A 25,875-nucleotide genomic window follows, 5' to 3' on the forward strand; every position below is an offset into this window, starting at 1 on the left:
CATTTTCTAATCTCATCTGCTTGAATGCCTTGATGACTGCCAAAGATTGGCTGTCTTGCGCATTACACGAAAGTCGGGTAACCAATGGAGCTGGCAAGTTCCCTGCATTGCCTTGATGGCAGGCAGGGCCAGGCCGGTATGTAGAGGTCGCGAGCGAAAGCAGGTTGTCTTCACACGCAGAAACCCACGCAGCTCATCATCGGCACGCATCCGGTCGCAGCACCGCTGTTCCTTATCACTGGTCACCCGAGTAGCAGTACCGGGCTGTCACAGCACGCCGGTACTCGTCTCAGGACAACGGAGCGTCGTAGATGAGTAACAAGAACAACGATGAGTTGCAGCGGCAGGCCTCGGAAAACACCCTGGGGCTGAACCCGGTCATCGGCATTCGCCGCAAGGATCTGCTGACATCGGCGCGCACTGTGCTGCGCCAGGCGGTACGCCAGCCCCTGCACAGCGCCAAGCACGTGGCGCATTTCGGCCTGGAGCTGAAAAACGTGCTGCTGGGCAAGTCGGCCCTGCAGCCCGAAGGCGACGACCGTCGCTTCGCCGACCCGGCATGGAGCAAGAACCCCCTGTACCGCCGCTACCTGCAGACCTACCTGGCCTGGCGCAAGGAGCTCAACGACTGGATCGGCGAAAGCGACCTGTCGCCCCAGGACATCAGCCGCGGGCAGTTCGTCATCAACCTGGTGACCGAGGCCATGGCCCCCACCAACACCCTCTCCAACCCCGCCGCGGTCAAGCGCTTCTTCGAGACCGGCGGCAAGAGCCTGCTCGACGGGCTGTCCAACCTGGCCAAGGACATCGTCAACAACGGCGGCATGCCCAGCCAGGTGAACATGGAGGCCTTCGAGGTCGGCAAGAACCTCGGCACCAGCGAAGGCTCGGTGGTGTACCGCAACGATGTGCTGGAACTCATCCAGTACAGCCCCATCACCGAGCAGGTGCACAGCCGTCCGCTGCTGGTGGTGCCGCCACAGATCAACAAGTTCTACGTGTTCGACCTGAGCCCGGAAAAGAGCCTGGCGCGCTTCTGCCTGCGCTCCCAGCAGCAGACCTTCATCGTCAGCTGGCGCAACCCGACCAAGGCCCAGCGCGAGTGGGGCCTGTCGACCTACATCGACGCGCTCAAGGAGGCGGTCGACGCGGTGCTGGCGATCACCGGCAGCAAGGACCTGAACATGCTCGGCGCCTGCTCCGGCGGCATCACCTGCACCGCGCTGGTGGGCCACTACGCCGCGCTCGGCGAGAAGAAGGTCAACGCCCTCACCCTGCTGGTGAGCGTGCTCGACACCACCGTCGACACCCAGGTCGCGCTGTTCGTCGACGAGCAGACCCTGGAGGCGGCCAAGCGCCACTCCTACCAGGCCGGGGTGCTCGAAGGCAGCGACATGGCCAAGGTGTTCGCCTGGATGCGCCCCAACGACCTGATCTGGAACTACTGGGTCAACAACTACCTGCTCGGCAACGAGCCGCCGGTGTTCGACATCCTGTTCTGGAACAACGACACCACCCGCCTGCCGGCCGCCTTCCACGGCGACCTGATCGAGATGTTCAAGAACAACCCGCTGACCCGCTCCGACGCCCTCGAAGTGTGCGGCACCGCCATCGACCTGAAGAAGGTCGACTGCGACATCTACAGCGTCGCCGGCACCGCCGACCACATCACCCCGTGGCAGTCGTGCTACCGCTCGGCGCACCTGTTCGGCGGCAAGATCGAGTTCGTGCTGTCCAACAGCGGCCATATCCAGAGCATCCTCAACCCGCCGGGCAACCCCAAGGCGCGCTTCATGACCGGCGAGGACCGCCCGGACGATCCGGTGGCCTGGCAGGAGAACGCCATCAAGCATGCCGACTCCTGGTGGCTGCACTGGCAGGACTGGCTGGGCGAGCGCGCCGGCGAACTCAAGAAGGCGCCTACAAAGCTGGGTAACCGCACCTATACCGCAGGCGAGGCCGCACCGGGAACATACGTGCACGAGCGTTGAACCGAACCGCCGCGATGGGCCTGTCGGTGCATCGCGGCGCTACCTTCACCACAGAGTCACGCGCATGCCGCAACCGTACATCTTCAGGACCGTAGAGCTGGACGAGCAGTCCATCCGCACCGCGGTCCGCCCGGGCAAGCCACACCTGACGCCGCTGCTGATCTTCAACGGCATCGGCGCCAACCTCGAGCTGGTGTTCCCGTTCATCGAGGCACTGGACCCGGACCTGGAGGTCATCGCCTTCGACGTGCCCGGGGTCGGCGGCTCGTCGACGCCCCGCCACCCCTACCGCTTTCCCGGCCTGGCCAAGCTGACCGCGCGCATGCTCGACTACCTGGACTACGGCCAGGTCAATGTCATCGGCGTGTCCTGGGGCGGCGCCCTGGCCCAGCAGTTCGCCCACGACTACCCCGAGCGCTGCAAGAAGCTGGTGCTGGCCGCCACAGCCGCCGGCGCGGTGATGGTGCCGGGCAAGCCCAAGGTGCTGTGGATGATGGCCAGCCCACGGCGCTACGTGCAGCCCTCCCATGTGATCCGCATCGCCCCGCTGATCTATGGCGGCGGCTTCCGGCGCGACCCGGATCTGGCCATGCACCACGCCTCCAAGGTCCGCTCGGGCGGCAAGCTGGGCTACTACTGGCAGCTGTTCGCCGGGCTCGGCTGGACCAGCATCCACTGGCTGCACAAGATCCACCAGCCCACCCTGGTGCTGGCCGGCGACGACGATCCGTTGATCCCCCTGATCAACATGCGCCTGCTGGCCTGGCGAATTCCCAATGCCCAGCTACACATAATCGACGACGGCCATCTGTTCCTGATCACCCGGGCCGAGGCCGTCGCGCCGATCATCATGAAATTCCTCGAGCAGGAACGCCAACGCGCGGTCATGCACCCCCGGCCCGCTGCGCGCACCTGATGCCGATCGCGGGACAAGCCCGCACCCACCGCCCCGGAAAAGCTGGCGTGGGAGCGGGCTTGCCCCGCGATCGGTCCGATTGCTAAACGATGGAGTGTTGGCATGAAAGACAAACCGGTGCCCGTCACCAGCATGAACGTGCAGAACGCCATCACCGGCTTGCGCGGTCGCGACCTCATCTCGACACTGCGCCAGGTCGGCAGGATCAGCCTGCGCAACCCGCTGCACACCGCCCACCACCTGCTGAGCCTGGGCGGCCAACTGGGCCGCGTGCTGATCGGCGACAGCGGCTATCAGCCCCATCCCCGCGACACGCGCTTCAGCGACCCGACCTGGAGCCAGAACCCGTTCTACCGTCGCGGCCTGCAGGCCTACCTGGCCTGGCAGAAGCAGACCCGCCTGTGGATCGAGGAAAGCAGCCTGGCCGACGATGATCGCGCCCGGGCACAGTTCCTGTTCAACCTGGTCAGCGATGCCTTCGCCCCCAGCAACTCGCTGCTCAACCCCCTGGCGGTCAAGGAGCTGTTCAATACCGGCGGCCTGAGCCTGCTGCGCGGGGTCAGCCACCTGCTCGACGACCTGCGCCACAACGACGGCCTGCCGCGCCAGGTGGACGAACGGGCCTTCGAGGTCGGCGGCAACCTGGCCGCCACCCCCGGCGCGGTGGTGTTTCGCAACGAGCTGCTGGAGCTGATCCAGTACAAGCCCATGAGCGAGAAACAGTACGCCCGGCCGTTGCTGGTGGTACCGCCGCAGATCAACAAGTTCTACATCTTCGACCTGGGCCCGACCAACAGTTTCGTCCAGTACATGCTCAAGCAGGGCTTGCAGGTGTTCATGGTCAGCTGGCGCAACCCTGACCCGCGTCACCGCGAATGGGGCCTGTCCAGCTACGTGCAGGCCCTGGAGGAAGCGCTCAACGCCTGCCGCAGCATCAGCGGCAGCCGCGATCCCAACCTGATGGGCGCCTGCGCCGGCGGCCTGACCATGGCAGCCCTGCAAGGCCACCTGCATGCCAAGAAACAGCTGCGCAAGGTGCGCAGCGCCACCTACCTGGTGAGCCTGCTCGACAGCCAGTTCGACAGCCCAGCCAGCCTGTTCGCCGACGAGCAGACCGTGGAGGCGGCCAAGCGCCGCTCGTACCAGCGCGGCGTGCTCGACGGCGGCGAAGTGGCGCGGATCTTCGCCTGGATGCGGCCCAACGACCTGATCTGGAACTACTGGGTCAACAACTACCTGATGGGCAAGACCCCGCCGGCGTTCGACATTCTCTACTGGAACGCCGACAACACCCGCCTGCCCGCCGCCCTGCACGGCGACCTGCTGGACTTCTTCAAACTCAACCCGCTGACCTTCCCCGAAGGGCTGGAAGTGTGCGGTACGCCGATCGACCTCAAGCAGGTCGGGCTGGACAGTTTCACCGTCGCCGGCAGCAACGACCACATCACACCATGGGACGCCGTTTACCGCTCGGCCCTGCTGCTCGGCGGCGATCGGCGATTCATCCTGGCCAACAGCGGCCATATCCAGAGCATCATCAACCCGCCCGGCAACCCCAAGGCCTACTACCTGGAAAACCCCAAGCTCTCCAGCGACCCACGGGCCTGGTTCCACGATGCCCAGCGCCGCGACGGCAGCTGGTGGCCACTGTGGCTGGAATGGATCACCGAGCGCTCAGGTACGTTGAAGACACCCCGTGAGGAACTGGGCAACGCCACCTACCCACCGCTGGGCCCCGCGCCGGGCAGCTACGTATTGGCGCGCTGACCGGATGAAGACCCGCGACCGTATCCTCGAATGTGCCCTGCAGCTGTTCAACCGCCAGGGCGAGCCGAACGTCTCGACCCTGGAGATCGCCAACGAACTGGGGATCAGCCCCGGCAACCTGTACTACCACTTCCACGGCAAGGAACCGCTGGTGATCGGCCTGTTCGAGCGCTTCGAAGAGGAGCTGATGCCACTGCTCGATCCGCCCCTGGATGTGCGCCTGGACGCCGAGGACTACTGGCTGTTCCTGCACCTGATCGTCGAGCGCATGGCCCAGTACCGCTTTTTGTTCCAGGACCTGTCCAACCTCACCGGGCGCCTGCCCAAGCTGGCGCGGAGCATGCGCAGCCTGATCAACGCCCTCAAGCGAACCCTGGCCGCGTTGCTGGCCAGCCTCAAGGGCCAGGGCCAGGTGACCAGTGAGACCCAGGCGCTGGGGCAACTGGTGGAGCAGATCACCCTGACCCTGATGTGCTCGCTGGACTACCAGCGGGTGCTGGGACGCGAGGGCGATGTGGGGGTGGTGGTGTACCAGGTGATGATGCTGGTGGCGCCACATCTGCAGGCACCGGCGCGCAGCGCGGCGGAGCAGTTGGCGATGCGGTATCTGGAAGGCTGAAACGATCGCGGGGCAAGCCCACCCCCACGCGTCCTGTACAGGCTTCGTGGGAGCGGGCTTGCCCCGCGATCAGGGCGACGCGGTGTCAGGCCTGGGTGGCCGCGTTCACCGGTGCCGACGGCGTGCTGCTGGCCGGGGCCGCGCTCGGGGCCGGAGCTGCGGTGGCGGCAGGCGCCGGAGCGGCCGGCTTGGCTGCCACAGGCTTGGCCGGAGCCGCTTTCTTCACGGCCGGTTTCTTGGCCGCAGCGGGTTTTGCCGCCGGTTTGGCCGCCGCTGGTTTGGCTGCTGGTTTGGCTGCCGCGGTTTTCGCCGCAGGCTTGGCCGCCGGTTTTGCCGCGGCGGTCTTGGCCGCAGGCTTGGCTGCCGCCTTGGCCAGGGGCTTGGCCGCGGTCTTGCTGGCACTGGCCTTGGAGATCGGAGTCACCGACGCACCGGTCAGCTTCTCGATCTGCTTGGTCAGCGAGTCGACCTGCTGGTGCAGGGCCTTGATCTCATTGCGGCTGGGCACGCCCAGACGCGAGATGGCGCTGTTCAAGCGCTTGTCGAAGGCCTCTTCCAGCTCGCTCCACTTGCCCAGCGCACGGTCCTTCACGCCAGACACTCGGGAGTTGGTCGACGACTTGGCGCTTTCGGCCACGTCTTCGGCGGTTTTCTTCGCCTGCTTCTCGGCCTTTTCGCCATCCTTCACCAGCGAATCGAACAGCTTCGGACCATCCTGGTCGACCTTGGAGTAGATACCCAGGCCAGCCAACCAGATCTTGCGGGAGTACTTCTCGATTCCGCCGATCCAGGAGCTGCCTTCTTTCTCGGTGTTCTTCTTGCCAGCCATCCTGCTCTCCTTATGGTTTGTGCGCGACGCGCTCGAGCAGCTCATGCAGCTGTTCAAGCTTGATGGACAACGCCTCAACGTCATGTTTAGACGGAATGCCGAGGCGATTCAAGGCGCGACCGACACGGGCGTCGAAGGCTTTCTCGATTTTGTCCAGTTGGACCTCGACCTTGCCGCGTACCCGGCTGACTTCCTGGGTGGCTTCGTCGAGATGGCCGTTGGCGGCCTCGATCTCTTTATCCAGGCGCTTCTTGCCGCGTTTCTCGACGCCTTCGCCGGCCTTCACCAGCTCTTTGAAGTAGTCGGAACCTTCCTGGCCGACGCGGGCGTAGGCACCGATGCCCGCCAGCCAGATCTTGCGGGCGTAGCCGCGCACCTCGCCCAGGGTACTGCCTTGGGCGTCGTCTTTCTGCTTGAGATTCACTTTGGCCATGCTCTGCACCTCATGCTCGTTCAAGGGGAGGGAGGAACTGCCCTGGGAGGCAGGGCTTGAGCGTGAAGGTAGGCGGAAAAATTAGAATCCTCACCCTAAGGTGAGGTCATGCAGCGTTTGCGTGGGAGCGGGCTTGCCCCGCGATAGCTATTGCCCGGGCTGGCGCTATCGCGGGGCAAGCCCGCTCCCACAATACCTGCTCCCACAAGGCCCGCGCCCGTAAACAGCAAGGAGCGCGCAGTGTCAGGCCAGCGCCTTGTCCAGCGCCCGCTCGATCTCGCCCTTGATGCTGCCGCTCATCATCGACAGCATCATGCCCAGCTTCAGCTCGACGCGGATGGTGTCCTCGCCAATGTGCACGCTGCCGTTGGCGCCGCTGCGCGTCACATCGACGCGGTCGCCATTCCAGGTGGCCTTGAGGTCGTATTCGCGGCTGAGCCTGTCGACCAGCGCCTCGGCCTTGGCACGGGCGGCGTCACGGCCGAGGGAGTGTTTGCGTTCGACGCTGATCTGGGTCATGCGGGTGATCCTGGATATGAATACATAATCGCCATTATGCCCGCCCCCTCTGCATGACACACCCCGCCAAGACAAATCCGCCCGCAGCCCCTAGAATGGCCGTAATTTTTTTCTGGTGAAGCGATATGACCGACCAGCGCAAAGGCGACCACGCCGAACCCACTACCCACTTCGGCTACCAGGATGTGCCGGAGAGCCAGAAGGCGAAGAAAGTCGCCGAGGTGTTCCACTCGGTGGCCGCCAAGTACGACCTGATGAACGACGTGCTGTCCGGCGGCATGCACCGCCTGTGGAAGCGCTTCACCATCGAGCTGTCCGGCGTGCGCAGCGGCAACCGGGTGTTGGACATCGCCGGTGGCACGGGCGATCTGGCCGCCAAGTTCTCGCGCCTGGTCGGCCCGACCGGCCAGGTGGTGCTGGCCGACATCAACGATTCGATGCTCAAGGTCGGCCGTGACCGCCTGCTCGACCGTGGTGTTGCCGGCAACATCGAGTTCGTCCAGGCCGACGCCGAGAAGCTGCCGTTCCCGGACAACCACTTCGACTGCGTGACCATTGCCTTCGGCCTGCGCAACGTGACCCACAAGGACGAAGCCATCCGCTCCATGCTGCGGGTGCTCAAGCCCGGCGGCCGCCTGTTGATCCTGGAGTTCTCCAAGCCGACCAACAAGCTGATGTCCAAGGCCTACGACGCCTACTCGTTCGCCTTCATGCCGCTGGCCGGCAAGCTGATCACCAACGACTCGGAAAGCTACCGCTACCTGGCCGAATCGATCCGCATGCACCCCGACCAGGAAACGCTCAAGAGCATGATGGTCGAGGCCGGCTTCGACCGCGTCACCTACCACAACATGACCAGCGGCATCGTCGCCGTGCACCGGGGGATCAAGCCCTGATGCTCCTGGCCGGCCTGCTCGCCAGCGCCGAGCACGGGCTCAACCGTGTCCTGCGCCTGGACAGCACCGCCCTCCCACGCCTGGCGGCGCTGGAGGGCCGGGTGATCGAGATCGACTGCGTGCAGCCGGCCCTGAAGCTGTTCGTGCTGCCCGACGAGGAAGGCCTGATGCTCGCCGCCCACTGGGAGGGCGAGGTCGACTGCACCCTGCGCGCCCCCGCCGGGCGCCTGGCGCAGCTGGCCCTGGCCAAGGACAAGACCGCCGTGCTGCACAGCCCTCAGGTCGAACTGCATGGCGACAGCGCCGTGCTGCTCGACCTGTTCGGCATCGTGCAGGACCTGGAGCTGGACTGGGAGTACGAGCTGCAACGCTGGCTGGGCCCGGTGCCCACCGCGCTGATCGCCGGCCACCTGCGCCTGCGCGCGCGCTGGACCCGCCAGGGCCTGGCCCGCTTCGGCGAGAACCTCTCCGAGTACCTGGCCGAGGAATCCCGTACCCTGGTCGGCAAACGCGAAGCCGAAGCGGCGTTCAGCGAGCTCGATGCGCTGAAGGTCGACATCGAACGTCTCGAGGCGCGCCTGCGCCGCCTCGCCCACATTCTTGATACCAGCGATAACGCATGAAGCTGCTCGCCGTCCGCCGTCTGTTGCGCATCCAGCGCGTCGTGATCCGCTACCGCCTCGATGACCTGCTGTTCGAACAGCCCCTGCTGCCTTGGTGGCTGGCCAGCCTGCGCCTGCTGATGCCCTGGCGCTGGCTGCCGCGCAAGCCCCTGGAGCTGAGCCGCGGCGCACGCCTGCGCCTGGCGCTGCAGGACCTGGGGCCGATCTTCATCAAGTTCGGCCAGTTGCTCTCCACCCGCCGCGACCTGCTGCCCACCGACATCGCCGACGAGCTGATGCTGCTGCAGGACCGGGTACCGCCATTCGACCCGCAGCACGCCGTGGCGCTGATCGAGGAACAGCTCGGGGCGAAGGTGGCCGAGGTGTTCAGCCGCTTCGACGTCGAGCCGCTGGCCTCGGCCTCGGTGGCCCAGGTCCACGCCGCGCGCCTCAAAAGCGGCGAGGAAGTGGTGGTCAAGGTGGTGCGCCCAGGCCTCAAGCCGGTCATCGCCCAGGACCTGGCCTGGCTGTTCCTGATCGCCAAGGCCGCCGAGCGGGCCTCGGCCGATGCCCGCCGCCTGCACCCGGTGGAGATCGTCGGCGACTACGAGAAGACCATCTACGACGAGCTCGACCTGCTGCGCGAGGCGGCCAACGCCAGCCAGCTTCGACGCAACTTCGAAGGCTCCGAGCTGATGTACGTGCCCCAGGTGTACTGGGACTTCTGCCGGCCCAAGGTGCTGGTGATGGAGCGTATCTACGGCGTGCCGGTCACCGACATGGCCACCCTGGCCGACCAGCGCACCGACATGAAGATGCTCGCCGAGCGGGGGGTGGAAGTGTTCTTCACCCAGGTGTTCCGCGACAGCTTCTTCCACGCCGACATGCACCCGGGCAACATCTTCGTCAGCACGGTCAAGCCGTGGAGCCCGCAGTACATCGCCATCGACTGCGGCATCGTCGGCAGCCTGACGGCCGAGGACCAGGACTACCTCGCGCGCAACCTGATCGCCTTCTTCAAGCGCGACTACCGCCGCGTGGCCCAGCTGCACATCGATTCGGGCTGGGTGCCGGCGCAGACCAAGGTCAACGAGTTCGAGGCAGCGATCCGCACCGTGTGCGAGCCGATCTTCGAAAAGCCCTTGAAGGACATCTCCTTCGGCCAGGTGCTGATGCGCCTGTTCCAGACCGCCCGGCGCTTCAACATGGAAGTCCAGCCGCAGCTGGTGCTGCTGCAGAAGACCCTGCTCAACATCGAAGGCCTGGGCCGCCAGCTGTACCCCGACCTCGACCTGTGGAGCACCGCCAAGCCGTTCCTCGAGCGCTGGATGCGCGAGCGCATGAGCCCGAAGGCGGTGATCGGCAACCTGTACAGCCAGGCCGAGCAGCTGCCACACCTGGCCGACATGACCCGCGACCTGCTCGAACGCCTGTCGCAACCGCACCTGCACGATGCGCAACTGCCCGAGCGGCGCCGTGCCGGCGACAACTGGGCGCTGCGCCTGCTCGGCGCCGGCCTGCTCGGCGGCGGCGCCACCCTGGCCGCCGGTGCCGTCAGCCTCAGCGCCCCGGCCGCCTGGCCCGCATGGTTGATGCTGGCCGCGGGCCTGTACCTGATCGTGCGCCGATAGCCAGCCGCGCCGCCGGCTGGCACACTAGCGCAAAGGGGCTCGGTACGGGAGCGGGCCCGGTTTGGAGTCGACGATGAAAGACTGGCTGGACGAGATCAAGTGGAACAGCGACGGCCTGGTGCCGGCGATCGCCCAGGACCACAAGACCGGGCGCGTGCTGATGATGGCCTGGATGAACCGTGAATCCCTCGCCCTGACCGCCGCCGAGCATCGCGCCATCTACTGGTCGCGCTCGCGGGGCAAGCTGTGGCGCAAGGGCGAAGAGTCGGGCCATGTGCAGAAACTGCATGAGATGCGCCTGGACTGCGACGCCGACGTGATCATCCTGATGGTCGAGCAACTGGGCCATATCGCCTGCCATACCGGCCGTGAAAGCTGCTTCTACCGCGTCTTCGAGGACGGCCAGTGGAAAACCGTCGACCCGGTCCTGAAGGATCCGGACGCCATCTACAGCGCAGGACACTGACATGAGCGACACCCTGAACCGCCTCGCCGAGGTGCTGGAAGAACGCAAGCACGCGGCGCCGGACAGCAGCTACGTGGCCAGCCTGTATCACAAGGGCCTGAACAAGATCCTCGAGAAGCTCGGCGAAGAGTCCATCGAGACCATCATCGCCGCCAAGGATGCCGCCGCCAGCAAGGATTACAGCGATGTCATCTATGAAACCGCAGACCTGTGGTTTCATAGCCTGGTCATGCTCAGCGCGCTGGGCCAGCATCCGCAGGCGGTGCTTGACGAGCTGGAGCGTCGGTTCGGGTTGTCCGGGCATGACGAGAAGGCTGCGCGTCAGCCTTCTGCCTGAATAATTGCGGGGGCGCGTTGCGCCCCTTTCGCGGCGCAAGGCCGCTCCTACAGGGGCCCGCGTCGCCTGACAGATTCGCAATACCCTGTGTAGGAGCGGCCTTGTGCCGCGAAAGGCTGCAACGCAGCCCAGGGTCCGAAAGACAGACACACATTTTCAGGAGCTTGAAATGGGCATTTTTGACTGGAAACACTGGATCGTCCTGCTGGTCGTCGTGGTGCTGGTATTCGGCACCAAGAAACTGAAGAACTTCGGCAGCGACCTGGGCGAATCGATCAAGGGCTTCCGCAAGGCCATGAACGAAGAAGAAACCAAGCCCGCCGAGCAGACCCCGCCACCGGCGCAGCCGGTTCCGCCGGTGCAGAACACCGCGCAGCAGGCCCAGGGCCACACCATCGAGGGCCAGGCCCAGCCGGTCCAAGAGCCGCAGCGGAAAGACTGACCCATGTTCGGCATCAGTTTCAGCGAGCTGCTGCTCGTCGGCCTGGTCGCCCTGCTGGTGCTCGGCCCCGAGCGCCTGCCGGGGGCCGCGCGCACCGCGGGCCTGTGGATCGGCCGCCTCAAGCGCAGCTTCAACGCGATCAAGATGGAGGTCGAGCGCGAGATCGGCGCCGACGACATCCGCCGCCAGCTGCACAACGAGCACATCCTGCAGATGGAGCAGGAGGCCAAGCGCATCCTCAATCCGCTGACGCCACCGGCGCAGCCGCCGGCCAGTACTGAAACGCCCGCCACACCCGCCGTCGAAGCCGCCCCCGCGCAGCCGACCGCGACGCCACCCTCCGAGCCGCCCCAACCGCCACGAGCCCCATGAGCGAGAATCCGGAACATGACCAGCCGATGCCGCTGGTCTCGCACCTGACCGAACTGCGCACCCGCCTGCTGCGCTGCGTCGCCGCCATCTTCCTGATCTTCGCCGGGCTGTTCTCCTTCGCCCAGCAGATCTACACCCTGGTCTCGGCACCGCTGCGCGCGCACCTGCCGGCCAATGCGACGATGATCGCCACCGACGTGGCCTCGCCGTTCCTGACGCCGTTCAAGCTGACCATGATCGTCTCGCTGTTCCTGGCGATCCCGTTCATCCTGCAGCAGATCTGGGGCTTCATCGCCCCGGGCCTGTACCGCCACGAAAAGCGCATCGCCATCCCGCTGCTGGTATCGAGCATCTTCCTGTTCTATGCCGGCATGGCCTTCGCCTACTTCCTGGTGTTCCCGCTGATCTTCGGCTTCTTCGCCAGCGCCACCCCCGAGGGCGTGTCGATGATGACCGACATTTCCAGCTACCTCGACTTCGTCATGACCCTGTTCTTCGCCTTCGGCGTCGCCTTCGAGATCCCGGTGGCGGTGGTGCTGCTGGTGTGGATCGGCGTGGTCGACGTGCAGTACCTGAAGAAGATCCGCCCGTACGTGATCATCGGCTGCTTCGTGGTCGGCATGATCCTCACCCCGCCGGACATCTTCTCCCAGACCCTGCTGGCCGTGCCCATGTGGATGCTGTTCGAGGTCGGCGTGCTGTGCGGCAGCCTGATCCGCAAGCGCAGCCACGAGCCGGACGAAGCGAGCAACGACCACAACGACCAGCCGCCTGCGACCCAACCGTGAACCTGTTGCTTCTTGAAGAGGCCGACTTCGTGTCGGCCGACCGTGTCGTCCTGGCCGATCGCCGCTTCACCCACATGCAGGAGATCCACCGCGTGGCGGTGGGCGACAGCCTGCGCGTCGGGCGCATCGGCGGCCTGATGGGCAAGGCCGAGGTCATCCGCCTCGAAGGCCACGAGGCCGAACTGCGGGTGGCCTTCGACCAGCCGCCGCCGGCCAAGCTGCCGCTGACCCTGGTGCTGGCCGTGCCGCGGCCGAAGATGCTGCGCCGGCTGTTCCAGACGGTCGCTACCCTGGGCGTGCCGCGGCTGATCCTGGTCAACAGCTACAAGGTCGAAAAGAGCTTCTGGCAGACGCCGTTCCTCCAGCCCGAAACCATCCGCGAAAACCTCATTCTCGGCCTCGAGCAGGCCCGTGACACGGTGCTGCCGGAGGTGATCATCGAGAAGCGCTTCAAGCCCTTCGTCGAAGACCGCCTGCCCGCCATCGCCGAAGGCACCCTGGGCCTGGTCGGCCACCCCGGCCCCTACCCTGCCTGCCCGCGCGCCGTGGAAGGCCCAGTGACCCTGGCGATCGGCCCCGAAGGCGGCTGGATCCCCTACGAGGTCGAACTGCTCGGCAAGGCCGGACTGGCCCCGGTGCAACTGGGCGATCGTATCCTGCGGGTGGAAACGGCGGTCACCGCCCTGCTCTCGCGAATTTTCTGACACAAGAGTCAGGTTTTTACCATCAAGTTTCCCCGCCCCGCGCCGATGGCCTGTGCAACAGAACAATAATCCGCACTGCCACGCGCCGGGGAGTCGTCTATGTACCGTTGGTTTGCCCAGTCACTGGGAAATGTAAGCGTCAATCGCAAGTTGGGGATCGGCTTCGGCCTGGTGCTGCTGCTCACCCTCGGCATCACCTTCACCGGCTGGCTGGGCATCGACAGCGTCACCAGCCGTGGCGACAAGCTCGGCAACATCTCGGTGATCCACCAGTACACCCAGGACCTGCGCCTGGCCCGCCTGGGCTATGAGCGCAACCGAGACGACGCCGCCGTGGCGGAAATGGAAAAGGCCCTGGCCAACCTCGAGCGCCAGGTGCAGTTCATGCTCGGCCAGATCGAACTCCCCGCCGACCGCCAGCGCCTGGACAAGCAGCAGGATGCCGTGCGCCAGTACCAGCAGGCATTCGCCGAGCTCAAGCAGGCCGGTCAGCGCCGCGAGGCCAGCCGCGCCACCCTGGGCGACAGCGCCGACAAGGCCGCCGAGCTGATTGCCAAGGTCCAGCAGCGCCTGCTGCAGGGCAGCGATATCCAGCAGTACCAGGAGGTGGTGCAGGTCGCCGCCCTGCTGCAACAGGCGCGCTTCCAGGTGCGCGGCTACACCTACAGCGGCAAGGCCGAGTTCCAGCAGACCGCCCTCGGCGCCATCGACCAGGCCATGACCGTGCTCAAGGCGCTGCCGGGCAAGCTTCCGGCCGAGTTCGCCGCCAGCCTCGACGACGCCGCTGGCGCACTGGCCGCCTACCGCGACGCGGTGAACCAGTTCGGCAACGCCCAGGCCGCCAGCGAGCAGGCGCTGACGCGCATGTCCGCGCAAGGCCAGCTGCTGCTGACCGCCAGCCAGGAAATGACCGTTTCGCAAACCACCGTGCGCGACCAGGGCACCCAGCAGGCCAAGACCCTGCTGGCCGGCGCCACCGCCCTGGCCCTGGTGCTGGGGGTGCTGGCCGCCTTCGCCATCACCCGGCAGATCATCGTGCCACTGCGCCAGACCCTCGCCGCCGCCGAGCGCGTCGCCGGCGGCGACCTGCGCCAGGACCTCAAGGCCGATCGACGCGACGAACTGGGCCAGTTGCAGGCCAGCATGCAGCGCATGACCCAGGGCCTGCGCGAGCTGATCGGCGGCATCGGCGACGGCGTGACGCAAATCGCCAGCGCCGCCGAGGAACTGTCGGCGGTCACCGAGCAGACCAGCGCCGGGGTCAACAACCAGAAGGTCGAGACCGACCAGGTCGCCACCGCCATGAATGAGATGGCCGCCACGGTCCAGGAGGTGGCGCGCAACGCCGAGCAAGCCTCGGAAGCGGCGCTGATGGCCGACCAGCAGGCCCGCGAAGGCGACAAGGTGGTGGGCGAGGCGATCAGCCAGATCGAGCGCCTGGCCGGCGAGGTGGTCAATTCCAGCGAAGCGATGAGCCAGCTCAAGGCCGAGAGCGACAAGATCGGCAGCGTGCTCGATGTGATCAAGTCGGTGGCCCAGCAGACCAACCTGCTGGCGCTCAATGCCGCCATCGAGGCCGCCCGCGCCGGCGAGGCGGGCCGTGGCTTCGCCGTGGTCGCCGACGAGGTGCGCAGCCTGGCCCAGCGCACCCAGCAGTCCACCGAGGAGATCGAGGAGCTGATCGCCAGCCTGCAGAACGGCACCGAACGGGTGGCCAGCGTCATGGACAGCAGCCGCGCCCTGACCGACAGCAGTGTCGAACTGACCCGCCGCGCCGGCGACTCGCTGGGCACCATCACCCGCACCGTGTCGTCGATCCAGTCGATGAACCAGCAGATCGCCACCGCCGCCGAGCAGCAGAGCGCCGTGGCCGAAGATCAACCGCAGCGTGATGAACGTGCGCGATATCTCCGACCAGACCTCGGCGGCCAGCGAGGAGACCGCCAGCTCCAGCGTCGAGCTGGCCCGACTGGGGACGCATCTGCAGGGCCTGGTGGGGCGCTTCAGGCTCTAATTCAAGGCTTGCGGGCTGTAGGCACTGCCCTTCAGCCCGCCGCGAATTTTCCTACTCAATTTGCAGGTCCAGTCCGACGGACTTCCGGCCGATGAGCAAGGGCCATGGCGGCATTCTGCCGCCATGGCCTTTTCTCAATTGGACGGAGACCTGCCATGTTCGGATACCTTGACCGCCAGCTCGGCAACCTTGGCGTCGGGCTCAAGCTCGCCCTGGGTTTTGCCGTGGTGCTGCTGCTCACCCTGGCCACCACCCTTAGCGGCTGGAGCGCCCTGGACGGCGCCATCGAGCGCTCGGAGCAGCTCGGCGACATCGGCCAACTCGACGACCTGACCCGTGACCTGCGCGCCGAGCGCATCACCTACCGGGTACTCGCCGACGACGTCAGCAAGACCCGCATCGCGACCATCCTGGAGCAGTTGCACGACCGCCTGACCCTGCTGCTGCAACGCAGCGGCGTCGATACGTCACGACAGATGCTGAACCAGAAACTCCAGTTGCTGCAGCGCCTGAAGGCCGACTTCGCCAGCCTGCAGAGCACCGTGGACAGCCGCGAAGGCTTGCGTGCAGCGATGCAGGCGCAGGCAGGCGTGCTCGAAGCCGTGATCGACGAGCTGCAGACCCAGGCCTTGCTGAAGCTGCCGGGCGATGATCGGCAGGGCGGCGTGGTCGGTCTCATGGATACCCTGGGCCGCCATATCGAATCCGCCAGCCAGCAAAGCCTGGTGCCGGCCTATGCCTTCTCGCCCCGGGACAGTTTCGCCAGCATGGGCGATGCCGCGCTGCAGGCGGCGGACACCAGCCTGGGTCAGTTGCTGCGGGCCATCGCACCACTGGAGCTGCCCGCTACGCTGACCCAACGCCCACAGGTGGAACTGGACCGTTACCGCGACACCCTGCGCCAATACCGCGACACCGCGCTCAAGGTCGAGCAGTTGCAGGACGGCATGGAGAAAATGGGCGATGAACTGCAGGCGGTGAGCCGTGAACTGAGCGAGCGCAAGGTCGAGCAGCGCGACAACGAGGCCCTGGCCGACCGTTCGCTGCTGACCAGCGTGGCTGCGCTGGCGCTGGTGTTCGGCATCCTGGCCGCCTGGCTGATCACCCGGCAGGTCACCCAGCCCCTGCGCCAGGTGCTGGCCCAGGCCGCGCGCATCGCCCGTGGCGACCTCAGCCAGGTGCAGACGGTGCAGCGCCGCGACGAGATGGGCCAGTTGCAGACGAGCATGCGTGAGATGACCTTGAGCCTGCGCGAGCTGCTCGGCGGCATCGACCAGGGTGTCGGTCACCTGTCCCGGGCCGCGACGGCGCTGGCCGGCGCCAGCGTGGACACCCGCGAGCGCATTGGCCAGCAACAAGAGGAGACCGACCAGGTGGCCACGGCCATGAACCAGATGAGCGCCACGGTGCAGGAGGTCGCGCAGAACGCCGAGCAGGCCTCGCAGGCGGCCACCGCTGCCGACCATCAGGCACAGCTGGGCGACCAGGTGGTGGCCGAGGCGATTGCCCGTATCGAGCAGTTGGCCGGGCAGATGGACCACTGCCTGGCGGCCATGGGGCACCTGGCCGGTGAAAGCCAGCGCATCGGCTCGATTCTCGATGTGATCAAGTCGGTGTCCGAGCAGACCAACCTGCTGGCGCTCAATGCTGCCATCGAGGCGGCCCGGGCCGGTGAGGCCGGGCGCGGTTTCGCCGTGGTGGCCGACGAGGTGCGCGGCCTGGCCCAGCGTACGCAGCAGTCGACCGAGGAGATCGAGTTGCTGATCGACAACCTGCACCGTGGCACCGATGAGGTGACCGGTCTGTTGGACGACAGCAAGCGCCTGACCGGGCAAAGCGTCGAGCTCAGCCGCAAGGCCGGCGCCGCGTTGGGGCAGATTACCGAGACGGTGTCGACGATCCAGGGAATGAACCAGCAGATTGCCACGGCCAGTGAACAGCAGAGCGTGGTGGCCGAGCAGATCAACCGTAGCGTGATCAATGTGCGGGATGTGTCGGAGCAGACGCGGGCGGCCAGTGAACAGACTGCGGTTTCGAGTGGGGAGTTGGAGCAGTTGGGGCAGCAGTTGCGGGGCATGGTGGGGCGGTTCAATCTTTAAGCCTTGCAGGCGTGCCCAGATAGCCAGGACCTGAAACCAGACCGACGGCTTTGGCTTTGGCTTTGGCTTTGGCTTTGGCTTTGGCTTTGGCGATCAGAAGATTAACACCGCAGCTCACTAGCGACAGCTGCGCCATCCCAGGCGCCGCCCGTAACTTCGCGACTTCAGGAGGCCGAACGCAGGTCTTGCGGAGGGAGGTGACGGGCATGGATGCCCGTCAAGCGCTGCGCCCCAGGATGGGGCGTTCAGCGCGGTCCTCCCGGGAGCAAGGCCGGAGTGAGGGAACCCGGAGCGAAGCGGAGGGCCGGATGAATGGAGCGAGGATTTTTTGGTTCCTTTTTGATCCTTCAAAAAGGAACTCGCCGTAAGGGCGAAAAGGTGACTATGCGTCGACATCGCAAATGAATGCGCTTACAACCATTAAAACCAGCGCCGACCGACTTTGACTTTGACTTTGACTTTGACTTTGACTTTGACTTTGACTTTGACTTTTAAAGCATGTGTTTTGAAAGCTATATGCGCATTCATTCGCGATGGTGACGCGAAGTCACCTTTCCGCCCTTACGGCGGGTAACTTTTTGAAGGATCAAAAAGTCACCAAAAAATCCTCGCTCCATTCATCCGGCCCCTACGCTTCGCTCCGGGGTTCCCTCGCTCCGTTCTTGCTCCCGGGAGGACCGCGCTGAACGCCCCATCCTGGGGCGCAGCGCTTGACGGGCATCCATGCCCGTCACCTCCCTCCGCAAGAACTCCGCTCGGCCTCCTGAAGTCGCAATTGGCGGCGCCTGAACTATCGCGCACTTAGAAGCAAGATCAAGATCAAGATCAAGATCAAGATCAAGATCAAGATCAAGAGATGAGCGTTTCTTGATTGGAGGGTGGTGTTATTTCAGTGATCAGACCCCTCGCCAACATATAGCAAGAGGCCTGAACAGTTTGACCACATACATTGCACCCACGGTTTACGCAGGTCTAAACACAATCACAGAACTTGCCGCAAGAACGCCTGCGCACGCACATCCTTCGGCGCAGCAAAGAACGCCTGCGGTGGCGAATCTTCCAGCAACTTCCCGTGGTCAAAGAACAACACCCGATCCGCCACTTCCCGGGCAAAACCCATCTCGTGCGTCACGCAGACCATGGTCATGCCTTCCTGGGCCAAGGTCTTCATCACATCCAGCACCTCCCCGACCATCTCCGGATCAAGCGCCGAGGTCGGCTCGTCGAACAGCATCACCTTCGGGTCCATCGCCAGGGCCCGGGCAATGGCCACTCGCTGCTGCTGCCCGCCGGAAAGGCGCGAAGGATACTCGTTGGCCTTCTGCGCGATACCGACCTTTTCCAGCAACGCCCGGGCCTTGGCTTCGCGCTCGGCCTTGTTGCGCTTGCGCACCACCTTCTGCGCCAGGCACAGGTTCTCCAGCACGGTCATGTGCGGGAACAGATTGAAGTGCTGGAACACCATGCCGACTTCCCGGCGATAGGCGTTGATATCGGTTTTCGGATCGTCCAGCTGCAAACCGCCGATGGACACATGCCCCTCGTCGAAATGCTCCAGGCCGTTCAGGCAGCGCAGGAAGGTCGACTTGCCCGAGCCCGAAGGCCCCAGCACCACCACCACCTCGCCCTTGGCCACCTGGGTGGTGACGTTGTCCACCGCGCGCACTACCTGGCCACGGGTGTCGAAGACTTTCAGCAGGTCACGGACTTCAATCACTTTGCGCAAGCCTCCGCTCGAGCCGGCTGGCAATGTGCGACAGCGGCAGGTTGATCAGCAGGTACAGGCCCGCCACGCAGAACCAGATCTCGAAGGTCGAGAACGAGGTGGTGATGGCCTCGCGGCCGCTCTTGGTCAACTCGGTGATGGCAATCACCGACACCAGCGAAGTGTCCTTGACCAGGCTGATGAACTGCCCGGCCAGTGGCGGCAGCACGCGCTTGAAGGCTTGGGGCAGGATCACATGACGCATCGACTGGGCGCCGTTCAGGCCCAGCGAACGCGCCGCCTCGTTCTGGCCCTTGGCGATCGACTGCACGCCGGCACGGACGATCTCGGCCACGTAGGCGCCGGTGAACAGCGCCAGCGCCGCCACCCCGGCGAACTCGCGGGACAGGTTGAGCACGGTGCCGATGAAGAAGTAGAAGATGAAGATCTGCACCAGCAGCGGCGTGCCGCGCACCAGCTCGACGTAGACAGTGGACAGGTCACGCAGGGTCGGGTTGTTCGACAGCCGGCACAGCCCGGCGAACAGGCCGATCACCAGGCCCAGGGCGCCGGAGATCACCGAGATCCACAACGTGGTCCACAGGCCCCAGGCCAAGGGGCCGGCGGCCCAGTGACGGTTGACGCCGATGGCATCGCCCTCGGCGACATCGTCGCCACGGGCCAGCAACATGCTGTCCTTGGCCACTTCGACGACCTGGGTGTCGCCGCTTTCATCCTTCAGGGTGACCCGGGCGTTGTCGCCGGACACCACGATTTCCTCGACCGTGCCAGGGTTGGCGGCACGCTGGGTTTCCTCGGCCTTGTAGGCGAAGTATTGCGGAACACGGTTCCAGCGCCACTCGTAGGAAATCATCGAGGTGGCCAGGTACAGGCTGAACGCCAGGCCCACCAGGACCAGCGCGGTCAGCCCATGCCAGGGCCACTGTGCTTTCTTGTGTTTGATCACTTGGGGTACTTCCACAAAAAAAGAAACGCGCCGGGTGGAGCTTTAGCGATAGCCCGTGGAGCGTGCGTTGTACTTGCCGGCCTCTTCGCGGGTAAACCCGCTCCCACAGATGTAGCCAAACCCTGTGGGAGCGGGTTTACCCGCGAAGAGGCCAGCGAAAACATCCGCTGTCCTCGATCTACCGCCCTCAGTCCAACCTGCGCGTCGGGATCAAAGTCTAGGCTTTTGACCCGGGCCTTATTCCATTTCCTTCAGCCATTCCTTGCTCTTGAACCACTTGTCGTGAATACGATCGTAGGTCCCGTCATGCTTGATCTGGTGCAGGAAGTTGTTGATGTAGTTGATGCTGTCGAAGTCGCCTTTCTTCAGGCCGAAGGCCAGCGGCTCGTAGGTGAAGGGTTCTTCCAGGAATACCAGCTTGCCGGCGCCGGCCTTCTCTACCGCCACCACGTTATACGGCGAGTCATAGACGAAGGCGTCGGCCTTGCCGTTGACCACGTCCATCACCCCTTCCTGCTCGTTGTCGTAGCCGTGGTACTTGGCCTTGCTGATCAGCTTCTTCGCGACCATCTCGCCGGTGGTGCCGAGCTTGGAGGTGAGGCGGTACTTCTCGTTGTTCAGGTCCTTGTACGACTTGATCTCGCCCGCCAGCTCCTTGCGGATCAGCAGGGTCTGGCCGACCACGATGAAGGGTTCGCTGAAGTTCAGGCGCAGGTTGCGCTCCTGGGTCAGGGTCATGCCGCTGCCGATGAAGTCGAACTTGTCGGTCATCAGGGCCGGGATGATGCCGTCGTAGGCGGTGGAGACCATCTCCAGCTTGACGCCCATGGACTTGGCCATGGCCTTGAGGATGTCGACTTCGAAGCCGATGATCTCACCGCGCTTGTTGGTCATTTCGAACGGCATGTAGGTCGGGTCCATGCCCACGCGCAGGGTGCCACGCTTGACCGCGTCGTCGATGGCGCCGGCCTGGGCGGCGGTCACCGCGATCAGGGCGGTCGCACCTACCAGCAGTCGCGACAGGTATTTCTTAATCATCACCAAGTCCCCTAGCAAGAAGTACGCAGATTTTTCTTGTAAGCACGGTCCGACAGACCGATGCGCAATATCGGGACGGATGCTAACGCATGCGTGAGCTGGGACCTAGAGCCGGGGGGGACTTTGTTGGCCAAAATCGACCAGAAAGCATCGCGGGGCCAGCCCGCTCCCACGCACCGTTGAGATGGCGTGGGAGCGGGCTGGCCCCGCGATTATCGGAGCAACGGACTCAAGCCAGGGCTGGCTGGGCCACGTTCTCCGGATGCAGCGGCAGCAATGGCGAGTGCGGATCGTTGGCGATGGATGCCCGCCACACATCGATCCACGCCGTGTTATGCCCGGCCCACACCTGCTCGTGCAGGCGCGCCAGCGCCACCGGGTCGCTGAGCAGCGCCAGGCGGGTGTTCAGGTCCAGGCCTTTCGGGCCGACTTCCAGTGCCTTGGCAACGCGCTCGACGCGCAGCGCCTCGATCGGGGCCGCCTGACCGTGACGCGCCGTGGCCATGGCACAGGCCAGGGCGTTCTGGCGCGGGTCGACCACGGCACGGACGAAACCGTCATGCAGGGCGTGCCAACGGTTCTCGTGGGTGTACTGGTCGGTCGCCAGCAGCTCTTGCGGCGTTGCGTATTCCTCGGGGATGAGGAACAGCTTCTCGTCCTTGGCCGCCAGGCCCAGGCGCGTGCGGCTGGATATCACCGACACCGGGATCGACAGCACCAGCGAGCCGACGATCGGCGCCAGCCACCACAGGAAGCTCGGGTTCAGCCAGGCCACCAGCCCAGCCCAGGCGATGCCCAGCAGGGTCTGCGGACCATGACGACGCACCGCTTCGCTCCACGGCGTGGAGTCGTCGTCACGCTGCGGCGAGTTCCAGGTCGCGGCCCAGCCGAGGAACGCGGCCAGCACGAAGCGGGTGTGGAAGATCATCCGCACCGGTGCCAGGAGCATCGAGAACAGCATCTCCATCAGCATCGACAGGGTGACCTTGATGCGTCCGCCGAACTCGGTGGCGCCCTTGGCCCAGATCAGGATGACGCTGAGCAGCTTGGGCAGGAACAGCAGCACGATGGTGGTGGAGAACAGCGCAATGGCCTTCTCCGGATGCCACTGCGGCCACAGCGGGTAGAGCTGGAACGGCTCGATGAAGTACTGCGGCTCCATCAGCGTGTTGGTCGCCAGCAGCGCCGTCGACAGCACCAGGAACAGGAACCACAGCGGCGCCGACAGGTACGACATCACCCCGGTGAGGAACACCGCGCGGTGCACCGGGTGCATGCCCTTGACCAGGAACAGGCGGAAGTTCATCAGGTTGCCGTGGCACCAGCGACGGTCGCGCTTGAGCTCGTCGAGCAGGTTCGGCGGCAGTTCTTCGTAGCTGCCCGGCAGGTCGTAGGCGATCCACACGCCCCAGCCGGCACGGCGCATCAGCGCGGCTTCGACGAAGTCGTGGGAGAGGATCGCGCCGGCGAAGGCGCCCTTGCCCGGCAACGGCGCCAGGGCGCAGTGCTCGATGAACGGCTTCATGCGGATGATCGCGTTGTGGCCCCAGTAGTGCGACTCGCCCAGCTGCCAGAAGTGCAGGCCGGCGGTGAACAGCGGGCCATACACGCGGGTGGCGAACTGCTGCATGCGCGCATACAGGGTGTCCATGCCCGAGGCTTTCGGCCCGGTCTGGATGATGCCGGCGTCCGGGTTGGCCTCCATCAGGCGCACCAGGCTGCTCAGGCACTCGCCGCTCATGACGCTGTCGGCGTCGAGCACGACCATGTACTTGTACTCGCCACCCCAGCGACGGCAGAAGTCGTCGAGGTTGCCGCTCTTGCGCTTCACCCGGCGCCGGCGGCGACGGTAGAAGATGCGGCCGAAGCCCTTGGTTTCACGGCACACGTCGAGCCAGGCCTGTTGTTCGGCGACGGCGATGTCGGTGTCATTGGTGTCGCTGAGCACGAAGAAGTCGAAGCGGTCGAGATTGCCGCTGGCGGCCACCGACTCGAAGGTGGCGCGCAGGCCGGCGAACACCCGTGGCACGTCTTCGTTGCAGATCGGCATCACCAGCGCGGTACGCGCCTCGGGCGCGATCGGCTCGTTGCCGGCGCTGCTGCCGGAAATCTTGTACTTGTCACGCCCGGTGAGCAGCTCGAGGAAGCCCATCAGGGCGGTCCAGAAGCCCGCCGACACCCAGCAGAACAGGATGCCGAACAGGACCAGGATCGAGGTCTGCAGCGCATATGGCCACACCTGCACCACCGTGTCCCACAGGGGCTGGTTGACGATCTCGTCGAAATCGACGAACGACCAGCCCTGGTACGGCAGGATGCCCTTCATGTACCAGCCCGCGACGAGGGTCTGGCCGATCATCAGGGTCAGCAGGATGTAACGGCGGATCGAACCGACCGTACGCCAGCGCGCCGGCGGCAGCTCGCGCTTGGGCGGCTGCGGGGCGTTGGTGCGGCCGGTCATGCGCCGCCACATGCGAATCAGGATGTTGGTGCGCCACGGCTCGGGCACGACCTTGGTGCGCTTGATCGGCGGCGCGATCTTCAGGCACAGCCGCCCGCCGGCATCGACGCCGAGCATCTCGGCATCTTCCAGCTCGGCGGCGCTGCCGACTGTAAGACGGGCGCCCACCGAAGCCTGGGCGGCCTCGGCGGTGCCGGCGGCCGGTTGGGCCGCCAGGTGTTGGTGCAGCTCGCTGAAGGAGGTGCAGCGGGCGAGTTCCGCACGCTGCTCGTCGCTCAGGGGAAGGTGGGCCAGGTACTCGCTCAGCGATTCCGGCCTTGCGCTTGAGTTACTCATCGGCAGGCAACTGATAGCTCCAGGTCTCGGTCAGCACTTTCTCGGTGGTGGCCGGGGTCCCGTTGGTGGATGCCGCATCGGCGGCGGGTTGCTCGGCAGCCTTCTCGGCCTTGGCTTTCTCGGCCTTGGCGTGAGCATGCTTGGCCGCGGCCTTGTCCTGCTTGGCCGGCTTGGGCTGCTCGACCGGAACGTCGCGCAGCAGCGCGGCACGCATCTCGGTGGATTTCTTCGGATCCTGCACCTTCAGGCGCAGGGTCAGGCGCCAGCCCTTGGTTTCCGGGTTGTAGCGCAGGTTGTTCTCAACCACCTCGGCGTTGTCGCCGACGCTGACCTGGCTGCGCACGGAGGTGTCGGCCGGCAGGGTGGCCAGGTTCGGGCCGATGAAGTCGACCAGGAAGGCAACGGTGCCATCGGTCTGGCGGATCAGGTTGGACTGCTTGACGTCGCCGGTGGAACGCAGGGTCTGCTTGACCCAGCCCAGTTCCTGCGAATGCAGCTGGTCTTCCTTGATGGTCCAGCGCAGGCGGTAGTCGTACTCGAACGGTTTGCCCACTTCAGGCAGCTTTTCCGGGCTCCAGAAGGCCACGATGTTGTCGTTGGTCTCGTCGGCGGTCGGGATCTCGACCAGGTCGACGGTACCCTTGCCCCAGTCGCCCTTCGGCTCGATCCAGGCGCTCGGGCGCTTCTCGTACTCGTCGTCGAGGTCTTCGTAGTCGCTGAAGTCGCGCTGGCGCTGCAGCAGGCCGAAACCACGCGGGTTCTCCACGCTGAAGTTGCTCACGGCCAGGTGTTTCGGGTTGTTCAGCGGACGCCACAGCCACTCGCCGTTGCCGGCGTGGATCGCCAGGCCTTCGGAGTCGTGCAGGGCCGGACGGTAGTTCATGACCTTGGACGGCTGGTTGGGGCCGAACAGGTACATGCTGGTCAGCGGGGCGATGCCCAGGCGGCTGACGTTGTCACGCAGGTAGACCCGCGACTTGACGTCGACCAGGGTGTCCTCGCCCGGACGCAGGGTCAGCTTGTAGGCGCCGGTGGAGCGCGGGGAATCGAGCAGCGCGTAGATCACCAGGTGCTTGTCGTTCGGCTTGGGCTTCTCGATCCAGAACTCGCGGAAGCGCGGGAATTCCTCGCCGGACGGCAACGCAGTGTCGATGGCCAGGCCACGGGCCGACAGGCCGTAGCGGTGGCCCTTGCCGACCACGCGGAAGTAGCTGGCGCCAAGCAGGGTCATGATCTCGTCCTGCTTGTCGGCCTTGTTGATCGGGTAGAGCACGCGGAAACCGGCGTAGCCGAGGTTCTTGGTGGCTTCGGCGTCATGCGGCACGTCACCGAACTCGAAACGGCTCGGGTCGTACTTGATTTCCTTGACCTTGTTGGCGGTGATCTCGTTGATGGTCACCGGCGTGTCGAAATGCATGCCCTGGTGGTAGAACGAGAGCTTGAACGGCGTCTTGTCCTTGGCCCACTCGGCCTTTTCCTGCAGGAAGCGGATCTTCTGGTAGTCGGCGTACTTCATGTCGCGGAACACCGGCGGCAGGTTGCTCTTCGGTGCCTCGAACTTCTGACCGGCCAGATCCTTTGCCTTGGCTGCAACGTCGTCCAGATTGAATGCCCACAGCTGGCCCGCGCTCAACAGGCCGACCAGCGCCACGCCGGCCAGCATGGCCTTGCGCAGCCGGGTACCGGGGATTCTAGGTGCAATACAGGGGCTTACAATCACGAGCAATCCTCGCCGAAAACAGATCATGAAACCAACGGCCAGCGACCAATGCCGGGTTGGCGAGCACTGTTCGGACCCCGTGAGGGCGTAATGATTCCCCAAACGGATCCTGACAATGCTCGAGTCAAAGTGAAACGAACCTGCGAACGCAGGTTCATGCAGCGCGCGATTATCCAGCAGGTCGCGTTACAACGCATCAGGCTGAACAAACTATTTATCGTAC

23 protein-coding genes and 2 pseudogenes are annotated in these 25,875 nt (G+C 65.1%); 16 read left to right on the forward strand and 9 right to left on the reverse strand.

From position 1 onward, the window contains the following. The first annotated feature begins 311 nt into the window (after window positions 1–311). The 4 genes from phaC (VUG52_RS24980) (at window position 312) to VUG52_RS24995 (ending at window position 5,293) form a co-directional block, all read left to right on the forward strand. The gene (phaC, locus tag VUG52_RS24980; RefSeq protein ID WP_331832212.1) at window positions 312–1,991 is read left to right on the forward strand and encodes a class II poly(R)-hydroxyalkanoic acid synthase; all 1,680 of its coding nucleotides are present in this window, start codon (window positions 312–314) and stop codon (window positions 1,989–1,991) included. Between the two features lie 64 nt (window positions 1,992–2,055). Beyond that, window positions 2,056–2,907 (forward strand): poly(3-hydroxyalkanoate) depolymerase, encoded by an 852-nt coding sequence (gene phaZ / locus VUG52_RS24985; RefSeq protein ID WP_050707252.1) that lies wholly within the window; start codon window positions 2,056–2,058, stop codon window positions 2,905–2,907. Between the two features lie 102 nt (window positions 2,908–3,009). After that, window positions 3,010–4,674, forward strand: a complete 1,665-nt coding sequence (phaC, locus tag VUG52_RS24990) for a class II poly(R)-hydroxyalkanoic acid synthase (RefSeq protein WP_050707253.1) — start codon at window positions 3,010–3,012, stop codon at window positions 4,672–4,674. A gap of 4 nt (window positions 4,675–4,678) precedes the next feature. Then, window positions 4,679–5,293, forward strand: a complete 615-nt coding sequence (locus VUG52_RS24995) for a TetR/AcrR family transcriptional regulator (RefSeq protein ID WP_262951295.1) — start codon at window positions 4,679–4,681, stop codon at window positions 5,291–5,293. A gap of 85 nt (window positions 5,294–5,378) precedes the next feature. On the opposite strand, the gene VUG52_RS25000 is transcribed toward VUG52_RS24995, so the two are convergent. The 3 genes from VUG52_RS25000 to VUG52_RS25010 all read right to left on the reverse strand — a co-directional run bounded on the left by VUG52_RS25000 (window position 5,379) and on the right by VUG52_RS25010 (window position 7,074). Beyond that, complete coding sequence (locus VUG52_RS25000; RefSeq protein ID WP_442964598.1) at window positions 5,379–6,206, reverse strand: phasin family protein; 828 nt, start codon at window positions 6,204–6,206, stop codon at window positions 5,379–5,381. Next, the gene (locus VUG52_RS25005) at window positions 6,133–6,555 is read right to left on the reverse strand and encodes a phasin family protein (protein ID WP_050707256.1); all 423 of its coding nucleotides are present in this window, start codon (window positions 6,553–6,555) and stop codon (window positions 6,133–6,135) included. Before VUG52_RS25005 ends, VUG52_RS25000 begins: the two co-directional genes overlap by 74 nt. A gap of 243 nt (window positions 6,556–6,798) precedes the next feature. Beyond that, window positions 6,799–7,074 (reverse strand): polyhydroxyalkanoic acid system family protein, encoded by a 276-nt coding sequence (locus VUG52_RS25010; protein ID WP_050707257.1) that lies wholly within the window; start codon window positions 7,072–7,074, stop codon window positions 6,799–6,801. A 125-nt stretch (window positions 7,075–7,199) separates the two neighbouring features. Here VUG52_RS25010 and ubiE point away from each other — a divergent pair, with 125 nt between their 5' ends. The 12 genes and pseudogenes from ubiE to VUG52_RS27370 all read left to right on the forward strand — a co-directional run bounded on the left by ubiE (window position 7,200) and on the right by VUG52_RS27370 (window position 17,425). Then, window positions 7,200–7,970: a bifunctional demethylmenaquinone methyltransferase/2-methoxy-6-polyprenyl-1,4-benzoquinol methylase UbiE gene (gene ubiE, locus VUG52_RS25015; RefSeq protein WP_050707258.1), complete on the forward strand. Its 771-nt coding sequence runs from the start codon at window positions 7,200–7,202 to the stop codon at window positions 7,968–7,970. Then, window positions 7,970–8,593 carry a ubiquinone biosynthesis accessory factor UbiJ gene (locus VUG52_RS25020; protein ID WP_050707259.1) on the forward strand — a complete coding sequence of 208 codons (624 nt, stop codon included), beginning with the start codon at window positions 7,970–7,972 and terminating at the stop codon, window positions 8,591–8,593. Before ubiE ends, VUG52_RS25020 begins: the two co-directional genes overlap by 1 nt. Next, window positions 8,590–10,203 (forward strand): ubiquinone biosynthesis regulatory protein kinase UbiB, encoded by a 1,614-nt coding sequence (ubiB, locus tag VUG52_RS25025; protein WP_050707260.1) that lies wholly within the window; start codon window positions 8,590–8,592, stop codon window positions 10,201–10,203. The genes VUG52_RS25020 and ubiB overlap by 4 nt, the downstream gene beginning before the upstream one ends. 73 nt (window positions 10,204–10,276) lie before the next feature. Further along, window positions 10,277–10,669, forward strand: a complete 393-nt coding sequence (hisI, locus tag VUG52_RS25030) for a phosphoribosyl-AMP cyclohydrolase (protein WP_050707261.1) — start codon at window positions 10,277–10,279, stop codon at window positions 10,667–10,669. Between the two features lies 1 nt (window position 10,670). Continuing rightward, window positions 10,671–11,006 (forward strand): phosphoribosyl-ATP diphosphatase, encoded by a 336-nt coding sequence (locus VUG52_RS25035; RefSeq protein ID WP_050707262.1) that lies wholly within the window; start codon window positions 10,671–10,673, stop codon window positions 11,004–11,006. A gap of 169 nt (window positions 11,007–11,175) precedes the next feature. Further along, window positions 11,176–11,448 (forward strand): twin-arginine translocase TatA/TatE family subunit, encoded by a 273-nt coding sequence (locus VUG52_RS25040; protein WP_028688374.1) that lies wholly within the window; start codon window positions 11,176–11,178, stop codon window positions 11,446–11,448. A gap of 3 nt (window positions 11,449–11,451) precedes the next feature. Then, window positions 11,452–11,820, forward strand: coding sequence for a Sec-independent protein translocase protein TatB (gene tatB, locus VUG52_RS25045; protein WP_186733314.1), 369 nt, complete (start codon window positions 11,452–11,454; stop codon window positions 11,818–11,820). Beyond that, window positions 11,817–12,608, forward strand: coding sequence for a twin-arginine translocase subunit TatC (gene tatC, locus VUG52_RS25050; RefSeq protein ID WP_028688376.1), 792 nt, complete (start codon window positions 11,817–11,819; stop codon window positions 12,606–12,608). Before tatB ends, tatC begins: the two co-directional genes overlap by 4 nt. Continuing rightward, the gene (locus VUG52_RS25055; protein ID WP_050707264.1) at window positions 12,605–13,312 is read left to right on the forward strand and encodes a 16S rRNA (uracil(1498)-N(3))-methyltransferase; all 708 of its coding nucleotides are present in this window, start codon (window positions 12,605–12,607) and stop codon (window positions 13,310–13,312) included. The genes tatC and VUG52_RS25055 overlap by 4 nt, the downstream gene beginning before the upstream one ends. Before the next feature lie 99 nt (window positions 13,313–13,411). Continuing rightward, window positions 13,412–15,326 (forward strand): annotated as a pseudogene (locus tag VUG52_RS25060) (HAMP domain-containing methyl-accepting chemotaxis protein). A 155-nt stretch (window positions 15,327–15,481) separates the two neighbouring features. After that, window positions 15,482–16,522: pseudogene (locus VUG52_RS27365) on the forward strand (methyl-accepting chemotaxis protein); the annotation flags it as partial. 198 nt (window positions 16,523–16,720) lie between these two features. Then, the gene (locus VUG52_RS27370; RefSeq protein WP_371263163.1) at window positions 16,721–17,425 is read left to right on the forward strand and encodes a methyl-accepting chemotaxis protein; all 705 of its coding nucleotides are present in this window, start codon (window positions 16,721–16,723) and stop codon (window positions 17,423–17,425) included. Here the strand turns inward: VUG52_RS27370 and VUG52_RS25070 are convergent. From VUG52_RS25070 to VUG52_RS25095, 6 genes are all read right to left on the reverse strand, one after another. After that, the gene (locus VUG52_RS25070) at window positions 17,415–17,561 is read right to left on the reverse strand and encodes a hypothetical protein (protein ID WP_331832213.1); all 147 of its coding nucleotides are present in this window, start codon (window positions 17,559–17,561) and stop codon (window positions 17,415–17,417) included. The genes VUG52_RS27370 and VUG52_RS25070 overlap by 11 nt on opposite strands. Window positions 17,562–18,407: 846 nt before the next feature. Next, a complete protein-coding gene (locus VUG52_RS25075) occupies window positions 18,408–19,142 on the reverse strand; it encodes an amino acid ABC transporter ATP-binding protein (RefSeq protein WP_050707283.1) in 735 nt (244 codons plus the stop codon). After that, on the reverse strand, window positions 19,135–20,097 hold the full coding sequence (locus tag VUG52_RS25080; RefSeq protein WP_050707268.1) for an amino acid ABC transporter permease: 963 nt from the start codon (window positions 20,095–20,097) through the stop codon (window positions 19,135–19,137). Before VUG52_RS25080 ends, VUG52_RS25075 begins: the two co-directional genes overlap by 8 nt. Before the next feature lie 237 nt (window positions 20,098–20,334). After that, window positions 20,335–21,132 (reverse strand): transporter substrate-binding domain-containing protein, encoded by a 798-nt coding sequence (locus tag VUG52_RS25085; RefSeq protein WP_050707284.1) that lies wholly within the window; start codon window positions 21,130–21,132, stop codon window positions 20,335–20,337. Between the two features lie 232 nt (window positions 21,133–21,364). Then, window positions 21,365–23,932 carry a glucans biosynthesis glucosyltransferase MdoH gene (mdoH, locus tag VUG52_RS25090; RefSeq protein ID WP_050707269.1) on the reverse strand — a complete coding sequence of 856 codons (2,568 nt, stop codon included), beginning with the start codon at window positions 23,930–23,932 and terminating at the stop codon, window positions 21,365–21,367. Beyond that, window positions 23,925–25,595, reverse strand: coding sequence for a glucan biosynthesis protein G (locus VUG52_RS25095; protein ID WP_442964609.1), 1,671 nt, complete (start codon window positions 25,593–25,595; stop codon window positions 23,925–23,927). Before VUG52_RS25095 ends, mdoH begins: the two co-directional genes overlap by 8 nt. Between the last annotated feature and the right edge of the window lie 280 nt (window positions 25,596–25,875).

This window comes from Pseudomonas sp. LH21 (assembly GCF_036549575.1).
Lineage (GTDB): Bacteria > Pseudomonadota > Gammaproteobacteria > Pseudomonadales > Pseudomonadaceae > Aquipseudomonas > Aquipseudomonas peradeniyensis.